The sequence below is a fragment of the Jeotgalibacillus terrae genome (assembly GCF_016908195.1).
Lineage (GTDB): Bacteria > Bacillota > Bacilli > Bacillales > Jeotgalibacillaceae > Jeotgalibacillus > Jeotgalibacillus terrae.
In genome coordinates, this window is the sequence record NZ_JAFBDK010000011.1 from 96129 (window position 1) to 115043 (window position 18915).

Consider the following 18915-nt stretch of genomic DNA (forward strand, 5'->3'; position numbering starts at 1 on the left):
CCGGCTATCTCTGATTTTTATGATTTTTCTTTTTTTGAAAGTTGTACTGCCTGTTTGATATCTTTTAAAGATGAGGAGTTTCCATACATCAGTACGCCTCCCCGGTAAACCTTTGCTCCAAACCATCCTAACACTAAAATCGTCAGAACCGTTAGTGATATGGCAATCGCAGGCTCCCAAAAAGGAATATTCAGCATCCCAACCCTTGTAAACATCACAAGCGGCGTAAAAAATGGAATATAGGATGTGACAGTGATATAGCCGGATTCAGGTTCTGCCAGTCCAAAGAACGCAAGCATCGCCCCTCCTACAATCAGAATATTCACCGGCATCAGGACCTGTTGAAGATCCTCTGACCTGCTGACTAAAGACCCAAGGAAAGCTGCAAGTGTAGCATAAAGAAAATAGCCAAGTAAAAAGAATACAATTCCATATACAATTGTACTGATAGAACCTGAAGAGAAATCAAATAAAGAATAAATGCCACCTTCAAGTGTATCGCTGCTCAAGTTAACTGAGAGGATTCCAACAATCGCCCAGATAAAGATCTGGGTAAGTCCAACCAGACCGATTCCTAGTATCTTCGCAAAGATCTGCTGAATTGGAGGTACACTTGATATCAGGATCTCCATCACTCTTGATGATTTTTCAGTTGCCACTTCAGTTGCAATCATCATTGAGTATATTAACACAGACATATAGATGACAAATATCAGCACATAGACTAATCCTCTCGCCTGATCAAGTTCCTCTGCTGACTTAGCGGAATCGACGTATGCAGCCTGTGAAAAGGCAACAGGCATATTCAAAGTCGCCAGTTCATCTGCACTGAGAGACAGGCGATTTGCTGCCATATTTGATTGAATCGTCTGAAGGGCCGCCTGTAAATCCACTGAATAAGAGTTTGCTGTAAGAGAGGCTGATAAGTATTCAGCATCAATTCTTCCCGCTTCAGTCATACTGATCGAAAGAAGTGCGTCAAACTCTCCGTTTTCAAGTTGTTCTTCGAGATCCACCCTGCCAGCTTCTCCACCGCTTACTTCAATAGAGGAATTTAATATTGCAACCTGATCTGAGAGACTGCCTGCTATCTCTGTATCTTCCTCATAAACAACAACCTGCCACTTCTCCTCATCACCATCTCCTGATCCTTCGAATAGTGAAGTAATCGATTGAAAGTTAGTTGCTCCGATAATAACGAGCGTAAAGATAAGTGTAGTAATTAAAAATGATTTTGACTTAATCTTGTTCATGTATGATTTTGCAAGAATTAATCCAAATCTACTCATAAGAAGCACCTGCCTTTTCAATAAAGATGTCATTGAGAGACGGTTCTTCAAGTGAAAACTGGCGTATAAATCCTTTTGGCTTAAGGAAGTCCAGGATGTCCTGAGAGACGTTTTCATTTTCAATCTGAAGAATCGCTCCGCCGATTAATTTCTTCATCTTAATGACTCCAGGCAGCATCTCGAGTTCCTTCAATTCAAAATCTGCTTTGATCATCAGATTCTTTTTGCCAAAATCTCTTTTAATTTCATTCAGTCTTCCCTGAACAATTGGTGAGCCTTTATGAATAATACACAAGCTTTCACACAATTCTTCAACGTGTTCCATTCTGTGACTTGAAAAAACGATTGTGGTTCCCTGCTCTTTCAGTTCATACACTGCTTTTTTCAATAATTCTACATTCACCGGATCGAGACCGCTGAATGGCTCATCAAGAATGAGAAGCTGTGGTTTATGTATGACGGATGCGATAAACTGAATTTTTTGCTGATTCCCTTTTGAAAGTTCTTCCACCCGCTTATTTTCATATTCAGGCACATTGAATTTCCGTAGCCATTCAATTAATTCTTTTTCAGCTTCCTTCTTATCCATTCCTCTGAGCCTTGCGAGGTAGACAATTTGCTCTTTTACCTTCATTTTAGGATAAAGCCCGCGCTCTTCCGGAAGATAGCCGATCAGACTGCTGGTGTCATAGCCAATCGGTTCATCATTCCAGCTGATGTTTCCTTCTGTCAGATCAATTAACCCCAGAATCATACGGAAGGTAGTTGTCTTACCTGCTCCATTTGCCCCGAGAAAACCAAACATTTCACCTTTTGGAATAGTCAGTGACAGATTGTCAACAGCTGTATGACTGCCAAACCTTTTTGTGACATTATCGATCTTCAACATGTCGTTTCCTCCTTTTACCTTCCTTTCTATTTTATACGGAACACAAGGAAAAAAGGTTCAAATTTTTTCAGAAATTCTATACTTCACGTAACAATCGCGCTGTGACATAATAAAGTTACGGACAAAAAGGAGATGATGAGAGTGGATATCTACAAAATCACGGCATTCGATAAAAAAGGGGAATTGCTTTTTGAAGACTCATTCGAAGCTGAAAATGACAAAGAGGCGAAAACAATCGGGGAAAAACGCCTGGAAGAAGAAGGAATGATTGACCACACACACCGTGTAGTCTCACCAAGAGGCAAACTCGTTGTATTTCATACTTAATAGAAAAAAGACGGGAAACCCCGTCTTTTTTTACTGCCCTTTAAATACCGGCTTTCTTTTCTCAGTAAAAGCCTGAATGCCTTCAATATGGTCCTCTGTCTGTCTCATTCTCCACTGGGCATCTTTCTCAAGCTCAAGCGTTTGTTCAAGCTGGCTTCTTCTGCTCGCTCTTAAAATCGATTTCGATTCCATCATCGCTTTAACCGGACTGCTGTTAATCATATTAACGAAAGCTTCAGTGTCCTCTGACACACGTCCTTCTGCAGTTACTTTATCGATCAGACCAAGTGAATAAGCTTCTTGTCCATTCATAATCTCACCGCGCCAGATTGTATGCAGTGCTTTTTGAGATCCAAGCCTTTCCTGCATGAAAAAGTGTCCGCCCCCATCCGGTACAAGACCGATCCCGATAAAGTTCATCGCGAGCTTGCTCTGTTCTTCTGCAATGACAACATCCGTAGCCAATGCAAGACTCAGACCAAGTCCTGCCGCTGCTCCGTGTATCGCACTCACTGTAATCTTTGGCATCGTATAGAGTGTAATAGACAGGTCATTAATCACTTTCATAAAATGCTGGAAATCTTCCTCTCCATTCATTTTAAGCATCGCTTTAATGTCTCCGCCGGAACAGAAGCCTTTGCCTTCCCCTTTTAGCACAAGCACCTGAAGATCCGCATCTCTTTTCAATTCATTCAGTACTTCCTGCAGTTCTGTCATCATTTGAAGATTTAATGCATTTAGACTTTCAGGCCTGTTAAATGTAACCCATGCTGCATTACCGGATATCTCTACCTTCAGTGTGTCGAATTGCTTTTCCATCATCATCACTCCATCCCCTTAAAAATGAATCTTCATTCACTTATTCCCTATACATCCTGAAATATCCTTTAAAATCTCCAAAATGATTTGAATTCCCTACTATTACATAAGCAAAAGAAAATATTTATGAAAAAATACCTAATAAAATCATTTTTATAGTATAATTGATGTATAATATCCTGCAATTTTATTAAATTATTTTTTAAAACGATTCATTTTTGAACAAATCGGTACGATATTATTTAAAGAGAGTATCTGAAGGGAGATTTATTGATGATGATGTTTGCAAAAACGCGTGAAAAGAAGTCAGATTTATCAGCAGTTGCTGAAGAGTTTAAAAGCCAGGTGAAAATCGACCTGCCAAAAGAAATTACTACACCTAAACAGTTGAGTATGATCTCGCTTTCTAAATATGATTTACAGGTTTTAATGGCTTTCCAGCCTTATGTCACTAAAGATATAGAGATGGTTGTTTCTCACTTTTATAAAACCATTGGCCACGAGCCGCAACTTTTATCGATTATTAATGAGCACAGCTCTATTGAAAGACTGAAAAAAACGTTAACTGTACATATTCAGGAGATGTTCAGCGGTAAAATTGATCAGCAGTTTATTCAGAAAAGGAACCGTATTGCAGAAGTACACCTTCATATCGGACTTGATCCTAAGTGGTATATTGCTGCTTTTCAGGACCTTTTGAATTCATTTATGGACATGGTTGAAAAGACTTCATTTAACGAAAAAGATAAATTCAATCTCATGCGTGCGGTCTCTAAAATTCTGAACCTTGAAATGCAGATTGTCCTTGAAGCTTATGAGAATCAGTTCCAGGCAAAGCTGATGGCTGAACAAAATCAGCTTGAAGATTTGCTTGATACGCTGAGAACAAGTGCTGCTGCTCTTTCAGATAACAGCAGTTCAACGAGTGAAAACGTCAGCCAGATGAAAAAAGCGCTGGAGCAATTATCAAACCGTGCGCAAAACGGTTCTCATGTCGCAACTGAGCTTGAAAATAAAACAGGTGAAGAACAATCCCGTCTCGATAAAACAAAGAAAGAAAGCGAACAGATTTCAAATAAAATGGCGTCGACCGAGCAAAATATTAAGGAACTGAATAACCTGAACAGCCAGATCTCTGAAGTAGCCAATATGGTAACGTCGATTGCTGATCAGACGAATCTTCTTGCACTGAATGCGTCTATTGAAGCTGCACGTGCAGGTGAGCATGGTAAGGGCTTCGCCGTCGTAGCAGATGAGGTAAGAAAGCTTGCAGAAAATACGAAGGAATCTGTTTCACAGGTGTATGATTTACTGAAAGATACAAATGTTAAAACAAAAACAATTGAAGGCTCGATCTTTGAACTGAAAGAACTATTTAAGTTTGAACGGGACAGCATCATTTCAACAAGTGAATCGTTTGAAGGAATTATGTCTTCAATGAAAGAGCTGAAGAGCCAGAACTCACAAATTGATTCAGATGTTAGCGGTCTTGTGATTACACTGAATGAAATTTCGGAAAAAGCTGCCGGTGTAGCTGAAGCTGCTGCATCTCTTGAAGAGAAAGCATAAAAATAACCGCTCAGGTTTCCCTGAGCGGCTTATTTATTATTGCTCGTTATTATTTTCCATTGATCCGTAAAGCTCTTCAAGCGGCTTCATGATCACTTTGTTCAGTTCCTGAACTGTCATGCTCATACGCTGTTCAGCTTCCATCAGCTTTGCGATTAATTCGTGCTGCTGTACAAGCTGAGCTGTTTTTTGAGCCTGCTCGATTTCTTCCTGGGAAATTTCTTCGCCATTCATTTGCTTTTGCTGAAGAGAAAGCTGAATGTTGCGGAAGTTCTCAAAGATCCCTTTCGCTGACTCATCGCTGTTCACAGCGTCATACATTTCTTTTAAATTAGTGAATTCCTCGCTTTGACGAATTGCACTCTCTAATTCATTTGCCTGATCAAACAGATTTACTGACAATCGTAAAACCTCCTTAAAAATATCACTCTTCCATGTTTGCCCTCTTATATCAGTCATAAACATCAACTGACTCAAAGGCCGGTTAATAACACAAAAACCCCTTGAACAATTCCAATTAATCCACCAAGCAGCGCACCAAGATAGGTGATCATTTTGAATTCCCTTTTCGAAATGCCAAGCACAAGTTCTTCAAGGCGTGAAACCTCAAAAGAGTCTACCTGCTCCCTGACAATTTCCTGCAGTCTCATCTTCGATAGAATATCTTCGATGCGTTCAATGAGAATATCTTTTGCTTTTGATGAGGCTTTTGGAATCAAATCTTCAATCAGCCTGTTTTCAAGCGGCTGAATGACACTGCCGAATGGTTTGTTCATCCATTCATTCAGGTTCATACGTTCTTTTAATATTCCTTTAAGCCGGATAATGAGATCACGGTCAGTGACAATCGAGAATGCCCGTTCCCACTGCCAATCCTTCACTTTTTCCCACTCTTTGTGCAAAACCTGTTCGAGTATATCATGTGTGCCTGGATGTTTCAAAAATTTAATGATTTCAGGTTGCACCTTATCAGCGAGTGATGTATTACCCATAACCATCTGAACCATGCTGCCAAGTGTTCCTCTTGTTTTGAGGAAATCATCAATCATCGTCTGGACTTTTTCTTTTCCTTCATCAGATGAAAAGTAGTCCTCCCCTTTTTCAAGGATATACGTACTGACAGATGTTACTTTCTGGTCCAGTCTCTGCTGCCACTGTTCAGGAAGGGTTTCGCGAAGCGTAAGAAACATGTATTTTTCCTTCAGCTGGTCGTATTGATCTTCAATCCAATTGTCCATCGTATGCTCAAGATACGGTACAGGTGATTCTAGATCAAAACGGTTCAGCACTGTTTCTACTGAATCGTCAATTTCAAATACTTTTTTACCCTCTTTCTGCAGCCACGCTGTCAGCGCTTTTTCTTTTTCTGTGTTCAGAAATTTCGCTTTCAGACTTTCTGCAGTCAGCAGGTGATTCACGACCATTAACCCGAGCTGGCGGGCAAGTTCATCACGCCTTTTCGGGATCAGGCCCGGTGTAAAAGGAACTCTCCATTTACCGATGTATACTGCTTTATATGGTCTGAAGAGCATCTTAATTGCAAGGGAATTCGTAAATCCCCCGATCACTGCTCCAACTGTCATCATAACAAGTAATAATAATGCAATCTCCATAATCTCACCTTCCACTATACTGATCCTATTCAGTATATCAGAAGACTGTACGGATCGTCAGAATGAGACATGCCATACTCAATTTCTTCATGATATACTGAGTGAAACATTTTATAGTGGAGGTAGCGCATGATTCAGCATTTTCAGTATCAGAAATTATATGCTAAGGATTTACCGGGGTGGAGTTTTTCATTTACATATATGGGAGAACAGGTGAAAGGCATCTATCATAAAAACGGCAAAATTGAGTGGCTGTCTGATGCACCTGAAAAAGATCAGGATAAAGTGATTCAGCAGATTCACGATCTGATGCTTTTTCACGTATACGGTGACTGACACCGTATATCTTATGCCTGATTCACATATATTATGAATCAGGGGGTGCTTTCGATGAAGCGTCGTTTGTCTTTCCTTCCGGATACTTCTTATGAAGGCCGGGATGAGTGTGCAATGGATGTGGACCGTTTTATTAATGAAGGAATGGCGGGCGGCAGTGTGTTCCGCTATGGTCTAAGGACAAACATCGAAGAAGCAAGAGAGTTAGAACCTGAATCCCCGCCTGCTGACTAGCAGGCGGCAAAGCGGCCGGTTTCCCGGCCGCTTTGTTGTGAAAAGAAACAAATCGTGATACTTTAAATTCATTCTACGATTAAAGCAGGGTGATCTTATGACAGCAATCGATTCAATTCTTCAATCATTTCCTGAAGCCAGACTTCCTGATCAGCTCCCGCAGGCAGAGCATCCTTATTACATATGGTTCCGTGATACAAAAACAGACCAGTTAGTCGGTTTTTCAAAATCAGCTTTGTCTGACAGGGAAAAAGATTTAATATCTATTATATTAACCCCTTCTTCCCCTCCACCTGCAGGGCCTGCAGGTGAATGGATAAGATTTATGACAGAAGATGGGGCAAAATGTCCTTATGATGAGGGCAAGATCTTCAGAATGGTACAGTATATCAGTGATTCCCCTTTTCAAACTGATGGAGAACAGGCACTTCATTTTGTCTTTTCAGACCAGGCAGTGATCGCACATACCGATGAATACAGCGGTTTTGTAATAGAGCCTCACTCTGAAGATACGCTGTCACTTGATGAACTTGCTTCCGCTTCACAGGCAATTGAGAATGACCTGGAGATGAAGATCACATTTTTTGCAGGATCTTTTCACAGTACGGGTGAGATGACTAAAACAATGCTTGAAATGGAACGGACCTGGTTTGACCATCATATTCCGTTTGAATCAAGGCGGACCGTTCTTTCACTGTTTGACGTGTTGCCGGTAAATCTGATGAACCGATTTTCAACATTTGAAAAAGATACGCTGTTTGCTGCGATTTTTGAGCTGTTTGATACTGAACGTGATCTGCCGAAGATCATTCAGCGTTTTGTTGAAAACCTGTCAAATGTCAGCAGTACAGCAAAGCTTTTATATATGCACCGTAACAGCCTTCAGTACAGACTTGATAAATTCAGTGAAAAAGCAGGCATTGATATTAAAACATTTAACGGTGGATTAATCGCCTACTTTGCGTGTCTTGAGTGGAATCAGCGGATAAGTGAAAAAGAGGACTGGTCATTGTGACGAATGATCAGTCTTCTTTTTGTGCAACGTGCCTATTGGAAAGGCTTACATAGAAAGATACAATAGGCTTACATCAAACGTACAGCATGTACACACTGGAGGAATCAGCATGGCAGAATTAAAAATGCAGAATATCTACAAAGTTTATGATAAAGACGTAACAGCAGTATCTGACTTCAACCTTCACATTCAGGATAAAGAATTTATCGTATTCGTTGGTCCATCAGGCTGTGGTAAATCAACTACGCTAAGAATGGTAGCAGGGCTTGAAGAAATATCAAAAGGCGACTTCTACATTGACGAAGAGCGCGTAAATGATAAAGCACCTAAAGACCGTGATATCGCGATGGTATTCCAGAACTACGCTCTATATCCGCACATGAGCGTATATGATAATATGGCTTTCGGACTAAAGCTCCGTAAATTTGATAAAGCTGAAATTGACAAGCGTGTAAAGAATGCAGCCAATATTCTTGGCCTTGAAGCACTTCTTGACCGTAAACCAAAAGCACTTTCAGGTGGTCAGCGCCAGCGTGTTGCACTTGGCCGTGCGATTGTACGTGACGCAAAAGTATTCTTAATGGATGAGCCGCTTTCAAATCTTGATGCAAAACTGCGTGTTCAGATGCGTGCTGAAATCGCAAAACTTCACCAGCGTCTTCAGACAACTACAATCTATGTAACACACGATCAGACTGAAGCAATGACAATGGCAACACGTATCGTTGTTATGAAAGATGGGGTCATTCAACAGGTTGGTTCTCCTAAAGAAGTGTATGACAACCCTGAAAACGTCTTTGTTGGCGGATTCATTGGTTCTCCTGCAATGAACTTCTTCAGCGGTAAACTGACTGATGCAGGCTTTGAAGTAAAAGGCCAGACGCTTCAGGTACCTGAAGGAAAAATGAAAGTATTACGCAACCAGAATTATGTTGGTAAAGAAATTATCCTGGGTGTACGCCCTGAAGATATTCACGATGAGCCTGTATTCATCGAATCAGCTGCAGGATCTAAATTCCTTGCTGATATTGAAGTTTCTGAACTTACAGGTGCCGAGCTGATGCTTTATTCTAAGCTTGGTGATCAGGATTTTGTTGCCCGCGTTGATTCACGTTCAGATATTAAAGCAGGACAGAAAGTTGAGCTTGCATTCAACCTGAACAAGTGCCACTTCTTTGACGTGGAAACTGAGCAGCGCATTAAATAAGTTGGTTACCCCCTTTAACCATATAGTAAAAGGCCCGCTCATTCGCCGAGCGGGCCTTTTCTAGCAATCAGCGGTCAATATTCACCATATTGATCGGCTGGATCCATTCATCGTATTGTTCTTCTGTCAGATATCCTGTTTTCACTGCTGCTTCTTTTAATGTTGATTCATCTTTAAAAGCAAGCTTGGCAATTTCAGCTGCTTTTTCATAGCCGATATGAGGATTCAGCGCTGTTACAAGCATAAGCGAATTCTTCACATGCTTTTCAATCACATCAAGGTTCGCTTCAATCCCCACTGCACATTTATCATTAAATGTATTCATTCCGTCAGCAAGAAGCTGAACAGATTGCAGGAAGTTATAAATAATCACCGGCTTAAAGACATTCAGTTCAAAGTTACCCTGACTGGCTGCAAAACCGATCGTTGCATCATTGCCCATCACCTGCGTTGTAATCATTGTCAGCGCTTCACTCTGTGTCGGATTAACCTTACCAGGCATAATAGAGCTTCCCGGTTCGTTCGCAGGAATCGTAATTTCACCAATTCCGCTTCTCGGGCCGCTTGAGAGCCATCTGATATCATTGGCAATCTTCATCAGATCAGCTGACAACCCTTTAAGCGCACCATGCAGATAGACGATCTCATCATGACTTGTCAACGCATGGAACTTGTTATCGGATGAATAAAACGGAAAACCTGTCTGGAGTACAAGCTGTTTTGCTACACGCTCACCAAATTCTTCGTGTGCATTAATACCGGTTCCTACAGCCGTACCGCCAATCGCAAGTGACAGAATATGTTTATTCGCTTCCTGAACCATGGTGTTTGAACGTTCAAGCATTGCACGCCACCCGCTAATCTCCTGACCAAGTGTTAGAGGCGTAGCATCCTGAAGGTGTGTTCTGCCAATTTTGATCACTTCATAAAATTCTTTTTCCTTCTGATAGAGTGTATCTGTAAAATTGTTCAGGGCAGGGATCAACTTACTGCAGATCGCACGGTAAGCAGCAATATGCATTGCAGTCGGGAAGGTATCATTTGAACTTTGAGACATATTCACATCATCATTTGGATGAACTTTTTCATCTGACCCCTCATCGCTTAAAAGCTGATTCGCTCTGTAAGCAACGACTTCATTTACATTCATATTGGATTGCGTGCCGCTTCCTGTCTGCCACACTGAAAGCGGGAAATGATCATCAAGATCCCCATTCAATATCTCATCACATGCCTTAACGATTGCATTTTTTTTATGTAATGAAAGTTTTTCAAGGTCATAGTTCGCAACAGCTGCTGCTTTTTTCAGTTCAGCAAAGCCATACGTTACTTCAAGTGGCATCTTTTCAATTCCGATTGGAAAGTTTTCTTTACTGCGCTGTGTTTGTGCACCCCAATACTTATCTGCCGGTACCTGCACTTCTCCTAATGTATCTCTTTCTGTACGAAAATCCATATTCATATCCCCTTTCAAGTGATTGTATGAATATTGTAACATTTCCATTAATATTACTCACTTAGATCACCTTATTCATTTAACTTTGCGAAAGTCTCCAGATGAGCTACACTTAATTTAATAGCTTTGTTAATGTTGGCTGTTGATTTCCGCTTCAGGGGGAACGCTTTCCGCATGAGCCTTTTTTTGGCTCCGATTCAATCGGACCTCCTCGAAGCTACGCTTCTGCGGGGTCTCACCTGTCACACTGCTCCTGCTGGAGTCGTCCCCCTTCCGCTGCAATCACCAGCTGTGCTAAAACACCATTAGGCTTTATATAACTAATATAATGAAAGTAAGAGGGGGTTTTTAAGGATGAAGATCGCATTATTCGGGGCTACCGGAAGAGTTGGCAGCGTGATTCTTGAACGTGCTTTACAGGATGGCCACCATATTCACGCACTGGTCAGAGACCAGACACTTATAAGCAATGATCCAAATCTCACTTACATACAGGGCGACGCATCCTTTAAAAGTGAAGTGGAACAGACGATCGCAGGTGCCGATGCGGTAATCAGTGCACTTGGAACAGATAAAAATGATGCACTGACTAAATCCATGATTCACATTCTCCCTGCGATGAGAAAGCATGGGATCAGACGTATTATTACCATTGGAACTGCAGGTATACTTGATTCAAAAAGAGAGCCTGGTAAATTCCGCTTCCATTCATCTGAATCCAACAGACGCTTAAGTACAGCTGCTGAAGATCACTGCAGAGCCTACCTGATGCTGAAGGAAGCAGACCTTGACTGGACGATCGTCTGTCCGACTTATCTGCCTGACGGTGAGCGAGTTGGAATCTACCGTACTGAAGTAAACACGCTGCCGGATGATCCGTCGAGTATATCGATGTATGATACGGGTGATTTTGCTTATTCACTTCTATTAAATGGTGAGCATGTGCGGGAGCGGGTTGGGATTACTTATTAAGATTAAGGCTCTGTTAAAGAGGGCTGTTGATTTCCGCTCCAGGGGGGGACGCTTTCCGCGGACGAACGCTCAAGCCTTTTTCGTGGGAGGCTCAGCAACCTCCGTCCAGCATCCGCCTGAAGCGCAGCGGAACGATTTAAAAAGCCTGAAACACTCTATAAAAGTGTCTCAGGCTTTTTTTGAACAGCAGTAGCAAGCATTACCCCACCTGCTGCTTCCCCTGCTGCAGTTCATACATTTGATAATACTTACCCCGAGCGGCCATCAGCTCGTCATGTGTGCCGCGTTCTGCGATTTGACCTCTGTCTAGAACGAGAATCTGATCAGCATTCCTGATCGTTGACAGACGATGAGCGATAATAAATGTCGTCCTGCCTGTTTTCAGCGTATCCATTGCCTGCTGAATGACAGATTCTGTTTCAGTGTCCACACTTGATGTTGCTTCATCAAGTACAAGTACCGCGGGATCAAAGGCAAGTGCTCTTGCAAAAGAGATCAGCTGTCTTTGTCCAGACGATAACGTACTTCCTTTTTCAATCACAGGTTCATCAATACCATCCTTTAGTCCGGTCAGTACCTGATCGGCTCCGACAGCTCTCAGTGCATCCTCTATTTTCTCTCTTGAAATTCGAGGATCATTGAGGCTGACATTGGATGCAATTGTACCTGTAAAGAGATACGGATCCTGGAGTACAATCCCCATGTGATCGCGAATGGTTTGCCGAGGTAATTCCTTGATGTTCTGTCCATCAATGAGAATCTCCCCTTTTTGACAGTCATAGAAGCGGAACAGCAGATTCATAATCGATGATTTCCCTGATCCTGTATGTCCGACCAGCCCGATTGTCTGACCCGGCTTCGCTTCAAATGACAGATTTTTTAATACGTAGTCTTCATTTTTATACGCAAATGACACATCATGAAATACTACGTGTCCTTTTATACGCTCAATTCTTTCATCTCTGACTTCTTCCCCGTCTTCATCCATCAGTTCAAACACTCTTTTTCCTGCTACAAGTGCAAGTTCAAGATTTGCAAGCTGATTAACAATGCCTGTAACCGGCTGGAACAGTCTTGTCAGATAATCAACAAATGCATACAGCACTCCGACTGTCACGACTGATTCAGCTGTTAGTGATGCACCGCCGAAATACCAGATGAAAGCGACAAATGTCAGGTTCCGCAAAATGTTCACCAGGTTATGTGACATCAGTGCATTCAGATTCAGCAATTTATTCTGGAATTGAAAATGAGTTGTATTTTTCTCCTCAAATTCCTCCTGAATACGGCTTTCTCTTCTGAATGCCTGAATAATACTCATTCCCTGTATGGCTTCATTGATAGAAGCATTAATTTCACTGACCTTTGATCTGACTGTCTGATTGTAGACAGATGCATACTTTCTGTAGAGCAGCATCCATACATACAGAATAGGCAGCAGCACAAGACAGATCGCAGCAAGGTTTGGGTCCAGAATAAACAGCGCAATATAGATACCTGCAATATAGACACCGCTGTGAAAGAACTGACCGAGTACCTGGACATACAGTTCCCTGATTGCTTCTGTGTCATTTGTAATTCTTGCTACTACTTTCCCGGCCGGCAGATCATCAAAATAGTTGATCGGCAACCGCTGAATATGACTGAACACCTGCGTGCGCATTTTCTGAATGATTCTGTTGGCTGACCGCTGAAGCTGAAATTCCTGTCCAAAATGGAAGATCGCAGCCACAACCGTCAATCCGAAATACAATGCAACAAGTCCAAGAATTCTCGGGATCTCAGGTGTATAAAAATCAAAGACTTCAGCACGGGTTAATTCCTCAGCGGGATACGTGCCGCCGGAACCGAATGAGAGCTGACCGTTTTCATAACTGCGCTCCCCTTCTGCTTCAACAGCCCCGCTTACAAAATAAAAATCCAGTCCAATCTGGTAAATGTGAGCCACACTGCCAGCCTGCTCACCTTCATTCAGATAAGCTTCCCTTTTATAAAAGGTTCCATTATATGAAACAGCATCTTCCGTGTTGGCTGTTTCTACCCAGGTCTCTTCAATACCCAAAATATGATCATCAATCATCTTCTTTGCAATAAACGGGCCTGCGAGCTCTGCTGCTACTGAAATTGTCAGCATCACAAGCGCGATGATAATCGTCTTTTTATACATCAGGCCATATTGAAAGAGGCGTTTTCCTACACTCATGACTGCACCTCCTCTAACAGTGACTCTTCAACCTGCTGGCGTTCATACTGCTCGAAATACCAGCCTTTTTTCTTCAGAAGGTCTGCATGAACACCTTCTTCAATCATTTCACCTTTATCCATCACAATAATCCAGTCAGCATGTTCTACTGCCGATAACCTGTGGGTTGTAATAATTGTTGTCTTTCCATTTCTTTCATTCTTAATATTTTCAAGAATCGCCGCTTCTGTTTTCGCATCAACTGCTGACAGTGAATCATCAAGAATAAGCAGTGAAGGATCTTTAATCAACGCACGTGCGATTGAAATCCGCTGCTTTTGACCGCCGGATAAAGCGACACCTTTTTCACCCACCATTGTCTCAAGGCCCTCAGGCAGCATCTGGAGATCCTTTTCAAAATGAGCCATCTTAATGGCTTTCATCAGTTCATCTTCTGAAGCATCTTCTGCACCGAACAAGATGTTGTCACGGACTGATTTTGAAAACAGCACGTGCTGTTGCGGTACATAACCAATCCAGCTAAGCAGCTGTTCTTTTGACAGATCACGTATACCTGTTTCACTGACTGACACTTCGCCTTCACCTGCAGGATATTCCTTCAGCAGCTGTCTGACGATTGTTGTCTTCCCGCTTCCTGTTCTTCCCACGATACCAAGCGTTTCACCCTGCTGCAGCTTTACATTCAACTTGCTCAGGTTTTTCACATTAGAAGAGGGATATTGGAACTCAGTGTCTGTAAACTTAATTTCCTTCATAGATGACACAGCAGCTGCATAGGCGGGCTCTGCCACATCAGGCGTGCTGCTTAATGTTTCATTCACACGATCCATTGAAGCATTTCCGCGCTGCATAATATTTATTAATTCCCCGATCGCAAACATCGGCCAGATCAGCATTCCAAGGTAAACGTTAAATGAAACAAGCTGACCTAATGTAATGGCCTGGTTAAATACCAGGTACGCCCCGTACCCGAGACCTATCATATAACTGATCCCTGTCAGGATTTTTGTCAGCGGGTTAAACAGTGAGTCAATAAATGATACGCGGATATTTTTCTGATAAACATCCTCAGTATTCTCATAAAATAACTGTTCATCCCGTCTCTCCTGCACATACGCCCTGATCACGCGGACACCCGCAATTGATTCAAGTACGCGGTCATTCAAATCACCGAATGCATCCTGCGCTGTCATATACCTTTCATGAATTCTCTTACCAAGAATTTTCATCACAATTGCCAGCACCGGCAACGGTAAAACCGCAGCAAGCGTCAGCTCCCATGAAATTAAAAAGCCCATTGTAAGCAAAATAGTGAGCATATACGCCGTTGAATCAATCAGCGTCAGCACACCGAATCCAGCGGTAACAGAGACTGCTTTCAGGTCATTCGTTGCACGGGCCATCAGATCACCTGTGCGGTTTCTTTCATAAAAGCCAGGCGTCATCTGAAGAAGCTTCCCCATAAACATCGATCTCAGGCGTCGTTCAATCTGATGTGCTCCGCCAAACAGCAGATACTGCCAGACATAATTGATGATATAAGTAATCACACCTATACCAGCTAAAATCAATAAATATTGAATCAGCATATTCTCTGTTAATTCACCCATAAAAATATCATCAATGGCCATTCCTACAAGAAATGGAGGCACAACCTCAAACAGATTAGCAATTAATAAAAGACCAATTGCGACTGTATAACGTTTCCAGTGTTCTTTAAAAAACCATCCGAGCTTTATAAAAATATCAAACATCCGTGATAACCTCCTTTAGTCCGTTTTGGTTCAGGCTACCCACTATCCAGAGCCGCCCCGAAACCTGCCTTTAAAACTTCTGTGTAGAACCCTTTCATCTTCATCAGTCCTCCTGAAAAATTATTTTTATGAAAAACAGCAGAGCTGTAATCAACTAAAAATTGGCAACAAAAAAGCATACCGGCCCTGTAAAAGCACGGTATGCTTCAAAAAAGGCGCTGACTGCATACGCAGACAGCACCTTTATCAGACATGGAAAAATTCAGATCGTCAGAAAAAAGTCCGCTGCGTGATATTCAGTTTTGCAGAATGTGATTTACCTTTGATGATGATCATGACACACAGCTCCTTTCTGTACGAATTTTTGTCCATTATTTGAACATCATTAGAATAAACTACCACTTACCCGATGTCAATATATTTTTCAGAAATCATTGAAAGTTTGTTCAGCAGCACATTTAGAAAATTTTTTATTTGCAAAAACCATAAACTTGGTTTGCACTCTCCCCCTATGGGTATCTTACTAATAAATGCAAAGTAATATCTGTTGACCCGCAGTGGAGCTTACTGCAGGGATCAGCAATAAATTCATATAATGATTAGGAGGCGTTATCATGTTACGTACAATTTTAATGATCATTGGTGCAATCGTTGTTATTTTCTTCTTAATTAATCTGATTGGATAATCAGGAGGTTATTAATATGGCAGACGAACGCAGAGTTGAAGTACAAAAAGAACAAAAAACCGACAGAGGTCTTGTCGGTGCAACATTTATTAAATACGCTGCTTACATCATTATTTTTATCGGTATCTTATGGTTCCTAATTAATTATATCCTTCCGATGTTTTAAGTAGCATGTCACAAACTTAAAAGAATGATCAGCTTTTGATTACATTCTAAGGTGAACTGAGCTGCAGACGGAGACTCCAGCACGGCTAGGCTAACCGCCTGCAGCGGAGTAAGCCGGTTACAAAGACTGAGACAAATTTGTCCGGTCTTTTTTTATTGATTGCTATACAACCGCTTCATTTCCCACATTCCCCCTGCTTTCAGATATACTGAGTACAGGACGATCATTAAAAGGATGAGTGCATATGGCGCGACAAAGAAAAATGAATATTCCTGAATTGATGGAAGCAACTGAAAGCCTCCTTTTAGAAAAAGGGTATGAAGGTTTTCACTTCAAAGCACTTTCCGAACGGCTTGAAGTTGCCAGAAGCACAATTTATGAATACTACAAAAATAAAGACGAGCTCATAGCAGATTATATGACGATGCTGATGGATCAGGTCATGAAAAAAATCGATCAGCTCAGTCAGCAGACTGATGCGTTTTTAACGCTAAAGGATCTGCTTTATTTATTCATGGAATATTCCCAGGTGTATGACATGATTAAGATGAGACCTTCACTTGATAAAAGCTCTTCTTCTATTGTAAAAGAGCAATTAGAAAAACTTGATGCACAATCAGGCAGACTGTTTCAGCTGCTGATGATGCTGATAGAAAAAGCAAAAAAAGAAGGTTCAATCAGAAATAATCTTCCTTCTACACTGATTGCCGGCGTGTTTTTCCAATCCGTTTTAATCCAGAATACAGAGGGAATACCTAAGGAAGAATGGGCAGAAATGCTCTTTGATATGATTGAAAACGGGATCACTCCCTGATAAAGGAGCGTTACGATGACTGCAATTGTATGGATTAGAAAAGATCTGAGACTCCACGACAACCCGGCACTTTATCACGCTGCAGAGACCGGCAAAGTATTGCCGGTCTATATTTATGACAAAGATGATAAAATCGGTTCCGCTCAAAAGTGGTTTCTTCACCATGCGCTTGAATCATTTCAAAAAAGGCTTGAATCTGCAGGCAGTAAACTTCTTATTTTAAGCGGAAAACCTTCAGTGATCCTGCCTGAAATTGCGGAAAAATATGAAGCTGAGTCCATTCACTGGAACAGGCAATATGAGCCTGCTGTTTTTAACAGGGACCGTGAAATCGGGGAATCACTTCACAATAATGGAATTAACGTGAATACCTATGAAGGAAGATTGTTGCTTCCACCATGGGACGTGAAGAAAAATAACGGAGATCCGTATAAAGTTTTTACACCCTTTTATAAGGCCATGCAAAAACACGACATTCCTCAGGCGCTCCCAGCTGTTAAGAAAATTGATCCTGCTTCATTCAACAAACGGGATTCCTTATCTTTAGAAGATCTTAACCTGCTGCCCAAGGTTAACTGGACATCAGGTATGGAAAAGCGCTGGACACCTTCAGAGGAAGCGGCTGTCAGACGTTTCAATGCCTTTTTGGATAAGAAGCTTAAGGTCTACAAGGGCAAACGTGATTTTCCTGCAGAAGAAGCGAGTTCTGCTCTTTCCCCCTATTTTGCGCTTGGTCTTTTATCTGTCAGAAGTGTCTATCATTCAATAAAAAAATCAGCTGAAGCAGCCGGAGAACCGTTTATCAGGCAGCTTGTCTGGCGGGATTTCGCATATTCACTGATTACACATTTTCCTGAAACGGAAACAGACCCGATGAACGAGCAGTTTAAGTCCTTTAAATGGATGAATGAAAAAGATCAGCTGAATGCCTGGAAAGATGGAAAGACCGGCTTTCCAATTGTGGATGCAGGGATGAGAGAGCTGTGGAGCACAGGTTATATGCACAATCGCGTCAGAATGATAGTAGGATCTTTTCTGACAAAGGATTTGCTGATCCATTGGAGAGAAGGCGCTGACTGGTTTGATGATACGCTTGTCGATGCTGACGTCGCCAATAACGTGATGGGCTGGCAGTGGGTAGCCGGTTCCGGCGCTGACGCTTCACCTTTCTTCAGGATTTTTAACCCGACTACACAATCTGAGAAATTCGACCCTGATGGTGAATATATTAGTCAGTGGGTACCTGAACTGAGAAAACTGCCTGCAAAATATATTCATGACCCTTCCTCTGCTCCTGATGATGTTCTTGAGAAAGCGAACGTTCAGATCGGCAGGGACTACCCTGAACCAGTTGTTGACCACAAAACTGCACGAAAACGGGCACTTGATCATTACGATAAAGTGAAGAAGAAATAACTTTAAAAAGGACACAAAAAAAGCTTTTTTTACAAAAAAACCGTCCGGGACATTATGAACTGCCCCCCGTCAAGTAGACAGTGGAAATAATAAAAGTGATTTAAGCGGCTTTCGCTCTATATTCTATAGGGCTGAGGCCGTTTAATCGTT

18 protein-coding genes and 1 pseudogene are annotated in these 18915 nt (G+C 41.7%); 11 read left to right on the plus strand and 8 right to left on the minus strand.

What is annotated here, in order from left to right:
• Positions 1 to 17: 17 nt before the first annotated feature.
• Together JOD21_RS12325 and JOD21_RS12330 are read right to left on the minus strand one after the other, a co-directional pair.
• Positions 18 to 1289: an ABC transporter permease gene (locus tag JOD21_RS12325; protein WP_204729902.1), complete on the minus strand. Its 1272-nt coding sequence runs from the start codon at positions 1287 to 1289 to the stop codon at positions 18 to 20.
• Positions 1282 to 2178, minus strand: coding sequence for an ABC transporter ATP-binding protein (locus JOD21_RS12330; protein ID WP_204729903.1), 897 nt, complete (start codon positions 2176 to 2178; stop codon positions 1282 to 1284). The genes JOD21_RS12325 and JOD21_RS12330 overlap by 8 nt, the downstream gene beginning before the upstream one ends.
• A 141-nt stretch (positions 2179 to 2319) precedes the next feature.
• On the opposite strand from JOD21_RS12330, the gene JOD21_RS12335 reads away from it, so the two are divergent.
• Complete coding sequence (locus tag JOD21_RS12335) at positions 2320 to 2505, plus strand: YhzD family protein (RefSeq protein ID WP_204729904.1); 186 nt, start codon at positions 2320 to 2322, stop codon at positions 2503 to 2505.
• A 30-nt stretch (positions 2506 to 2535) separates the two neighbouring features.
• On the opposite strand, the gene JOD21_RS12340 is transcribed toward JOD21_RS12335, so the two are convergent.
• Positions 2536 to 3324, minus strand: a complete 789-nt coding sequence (locus JOD21_RS12340) for an enoyl-CoA hydratase (protein ID WP_338032902.1) — start codon at positions 3322 to 3324, stop codon at positions 2536 to 2538.
• A gap of 393 nt (positions 3325 to 3717) precedes the next feature.
• On the opposite strand from JOD21_RS12340, the pseudogene JOD21_RS19650 reads away from it, so the two are divergent.
• A pseudogene (locus tag JOD21_RS19650) lies at positions 3718 to 4137 on the plus strand (protoglobin domain-containing protein); the annotation flags it as partial.
• Positions 4138 to 4404: 267 nt separating this feature from the next.
• The gene (locus JOD21_RS19655) at positions 4405 to 4893 is read left to right on the plus strand and encodes a methyl-accepting chemotaxis protein (RefSeq protein ID WP_452176705.1); all 489 of its coding nucleotides are present in this window, start codon (positions 4405 to 4407) and stop codon (positions 4891 to 4893) included.
• A gap of 36 nt (positions 4894 to 4929) precedes the next feature.
• Here the strand turns inward: JOD21_RS19655 and JOD21_RS12350 are convergent, their stop codons facing one another.
• Together JOD21_RS12350 and JOD21_RS12355 are read right to left on the minus strand one after the other, a co-directional pair.
• Positions 4930 to 5295 carry a YlbF/YmcA family competence regulator gene (locus JOD21_RS12350; RefSeq protein WP_204729906.1) on the minus strand — a complete coding sequence of 122 codons (366 nt, stop codon included), beginning with the start codon at positions 5293 to 5295 and terminating at the stop codon, positions 4930 to 4932.
• Between the two features lie 71 nt (positions 5296 to 5366).
• Positions 5367 to 6506 (minus strand): DUF445 domain-containing protein, encoded by a 1140-nt coding sequence (locus JOD21_RS12355; RefSeq protein WP_204729907.1) that lies wholly within the window; start codon positions 6504 to 6506, stop codon positions 5367 to 5369.
• A 129-nt stretch (positions 6507 to 6635) separates the two neighbouring features.
• Here JOD21_RS12355 and JOD21_RS12360 point away from each other — a divergent pair, with 129 nt between their 5' ends.
• From JOD21_RS12360 to JOD21_RS12375, 4 genes are all read left to right on the plus strand, one after another.
• Positions 6636 to 6842 (plus strand): DUF5342 family protein, encoded by a 207-nt coding sequence (locus tag JOD21_RS12360; RefSeq protein ID WP_041122100.1) that lies wholly within the window; start codon positions 6636 to 6638, stop codon positions 6840 to 6842.
• 54 nt (positions 6843 to 6896) lie between these two features.
• Positions 6897 to 7076, plus strand: a complete 180-nt coding sequence (locus JOD21_RS12365; protein ID WP_204729908.1) for a hypothetical protein — start codon at positions 6897 to 6899, stop codon at positions 7074 to 7076.
• Positions 7077 to 7173: 97 nt separating this feature from the next.
• Positions 7174 to 8091, plus strand: a complete 918-nt coding sequence (locus tag JOD21_RS12370; protein ID WP_204729909.1) for a helix-turn-helix domain-containing protein — start codon at positions 7174 to 7176, stop codon at positions 8089 to 8091.
• 109 nt (positions 8092 to 8200) lie between these two features.
• Positions 8201 to 9298 carry an ABC transporter ATP-binding protein gene (locus tag JOD21_RS12375; RefSeq protein ID WP_204729910.1) on the plus strand — a complete coding sequence of 366 codons (1098 nt, stop codon included), beginning with the start codon at positions 8201 to 8203 and terminating at the stop codon, positions 9296 to 9298.
• 67 nt (positions 9299 to 9365) lie between these two features.
• On the opposite strand, the gene fumC is transcribed toward JOD21_RS12375, so the two are convergent.
• A complete protein-coding gene (gene fumC / locus JOD21_RS12380) occupies positions 9366 to 10754 on the minus strand; it encodes a class II fumarate hydratase (RefSeq protein WP_204729911.1) in 1389 nt (462 codons plus the stop codon).
• Between the two features lie 354 nt (positions 10755 to 11108).
• Between fumC and JOD21_RS12385 the strand changes: the two genes are divergently transcribed.
• Positions 11109 to 11726, plus strand: coding sequence for an NAD(P)-dependent oxidoreductase (locus tag JOD21_RS12385; protein ID WP_204729912.1), 618 nt, complete (start codon positions 11109 to 11111; stop codon positions 11724 to 11726).
• Between the two features lie 199 nt (positions 11727 to 11925).
• Here JOD21_RS12385 and JOD21_RS12390 read toward each other — a convergent pair whose 3' ends face one another.
• Both JOD21_RS12390 and JOD21_RS12395 read right to left on the minus strand, forming a co-directional pair.
• The gene (locus JOD21_RS12390) at positions 11926 to 13929 is read right to left on the minus strand and encodes an ABC transporter ATP-binding protein (protein WP_204729913.1); all 2004 of its coding nucleotides are present in this window, start codon (positions 13927 to 13929) and stop codon (positions 11926 to 11928) included.
• Positions 13926 to 15683: an ABC transporter ATP-binding protein gene (locus JOD21_RS12395; RefSeq protein ID WP_204729914.1), complete on the minus strand. Its 1758-nt coding sequence runs from the start codon at positions 15681 to 15683 to the stop codon at positions 13926 to 13928. The genes JOD21_RS12390 and JOD21_RS12395 overlap by 4 nt, the downstream gene beginning before the upstream one ends.
• Before the next feature lie 702 nt (positions 15684 to 16385).
• On the opposite strand from JOD21_RS12395, the gene JOD21_RS12400 reads away from it, so the two are divergent.
• From JOD21_RS12400 to JOD21_RS12410, 3 genes are all read left to right on the plus strand, one after another.
• Positions 16386 to 16535: a hypothetical protein gene (locus JOD21_RS12400; RefSeq protein ID WP_173425079.1), complete on the plus strand. Its 150-nt coding sequence runs from the start codon at positions 16386 to 16388 to the stop codon at positions 16533 to 16535.
• A 244-nt stretch (positions 16536 to 16779) separates the two neighbouring features.
• Positions 16780 to 17349, plus strand: coding sequence for a TetR/AcrR family transcriptional regulator (locus JOD21_RS12405; RefSeq protein WP_204729915.1), 570 nt, complete (start codon positions 16780 to 16782; stop codon positions 17347 to 17349).
• Positions 17350 to 17364: 15 nt separating this feature from the next.
• Complete coding sequence (locus JOD21_RS12410) at positions 17365 to 18765, plus strand: cryptochrome/photolyase family protein (RefSeq protein ID WP_204729916.1); 1401 nt, start codon at positions 17365 to 17367, stop codon at positions 18763 to 18765.
• The last annotated feature ends 150 nt before the right edge of the window (positions 18766 to 18915 follow it).

Excerpts from the sequence above, each read along its gene's own strand:
- JOD21_RS12325 (WP_204729902.1), bottom strand. The coding sequence starts at position 1,289 with ATGAGTAGATTTGGATTAATTCTTGCAAAATCATACATGAACAAGATT.
- JOD21_RS12330 (WP_204729903.1), bottom strand. The coding sequence starts at position 2,178 with ATGTTGAAGATCGATAATGTCACAAAAAGGTTTGGCAGTCATACAGCT.
- JOD21_RS12340 (WP_338032902.1), bottom strand. The coding sequence starts at position 3,324 with ATGGAAAAGCAATTCGACACACTGAAGGTAGAGATATCCGGTAATGCA.
- JOD21_RS19655 (WP_452176705.1), top strand. The coding sequence starts at position 4,405 with ATGGCGTCGACCGAGCAAAATATTAAGGAACTGAATAACCTGAACAGC.
- JOD21_RS12355 (WP_204729907.1), bottom strand. The coding sequence starts at position 6,506 with ATGGAGATTGCATTATTATTACTTGTTATGATGACAGTTGGAGCAGTG.
- JOD21_RS12360 (WP_041122100.1), top strand. The coding sequence starts at position 6,636 with ATGATTCAGCATTTTCAGTATCAGAAATTATATGCTAAGGATTTACCG.
- JOD21_RS12365 (WP_204729908.1), top strand. The coding sequence starts at position 6,897 with ATGAAGCGTCGTTTGTCTTTCCTTCCGGATACTTCTTATGAAGGCCGG.
- JOD21_RS12370 (WP_204729909.1), top strand. The coding sequence starts at position 7,174 with ATGACAGCAATCGATTCAATTCTTCAATCATTTCCTGAAGCCAGACTT.
- JOD21_RS12375 (WP_204729910.1), top strand. The coding sequence starts at position 8,201 with ATGGCAGAATTAAAAATGCAGAATATCTACAAAGTTTATGATAAAGAC.
- fumC (WP_204729911.1), bottom strand. The coding sequence starts at position 10,754 with ATGGATTTTCGTACAGAAAGAGATACATTAGGAGAAGTGCAGGTACCG.
- JOD21_RS12385 (WP_204729912.1), top strand. The coding sequence starts at position 11,109 with ATGAAGATCGCATTATTCGGGGCTACCGGAAGAGTTGGCAGCGTGATT.
- JOD21_RS12390 (WP_204729913.1), bottom strand. The coding sequence starts at position 13,929 with ATGAGTGTAGGAAAACGCCTCTTTCAATATGGCCTGATGTATAAAAAG.
- JOD21_RS12395 (WP_204729914.1), bottom strand. The coding sequence starts at position 15,683 with ATGTTTGATATTTTTATAAAGCTCGGATGGTTTTTTAAAGAACACTGG.
- JOD21_RS12400 (WP_173425079.1), top strand. The coding sequence starts at position 16,386 with ATGGCAGACGAACGCAGAGTTGAAGTACAAAAAGAACAAAAAACCGAC.
- JOD21_RS12405 (WP_204729915.1), top strand. The coding sequence starts at position 16,780 with ATGGCGCGACAAAGAAAAATGAATATTCCTGAATTGATGGAAGCAACT.
- JOD21_RS12410 (WP_204729916.1), top strand. The coding sequence starts at position 17,365 with ATGACTGCAATTGTATGGATTAGAAAAGATCTGAGACTCCACGACAAC.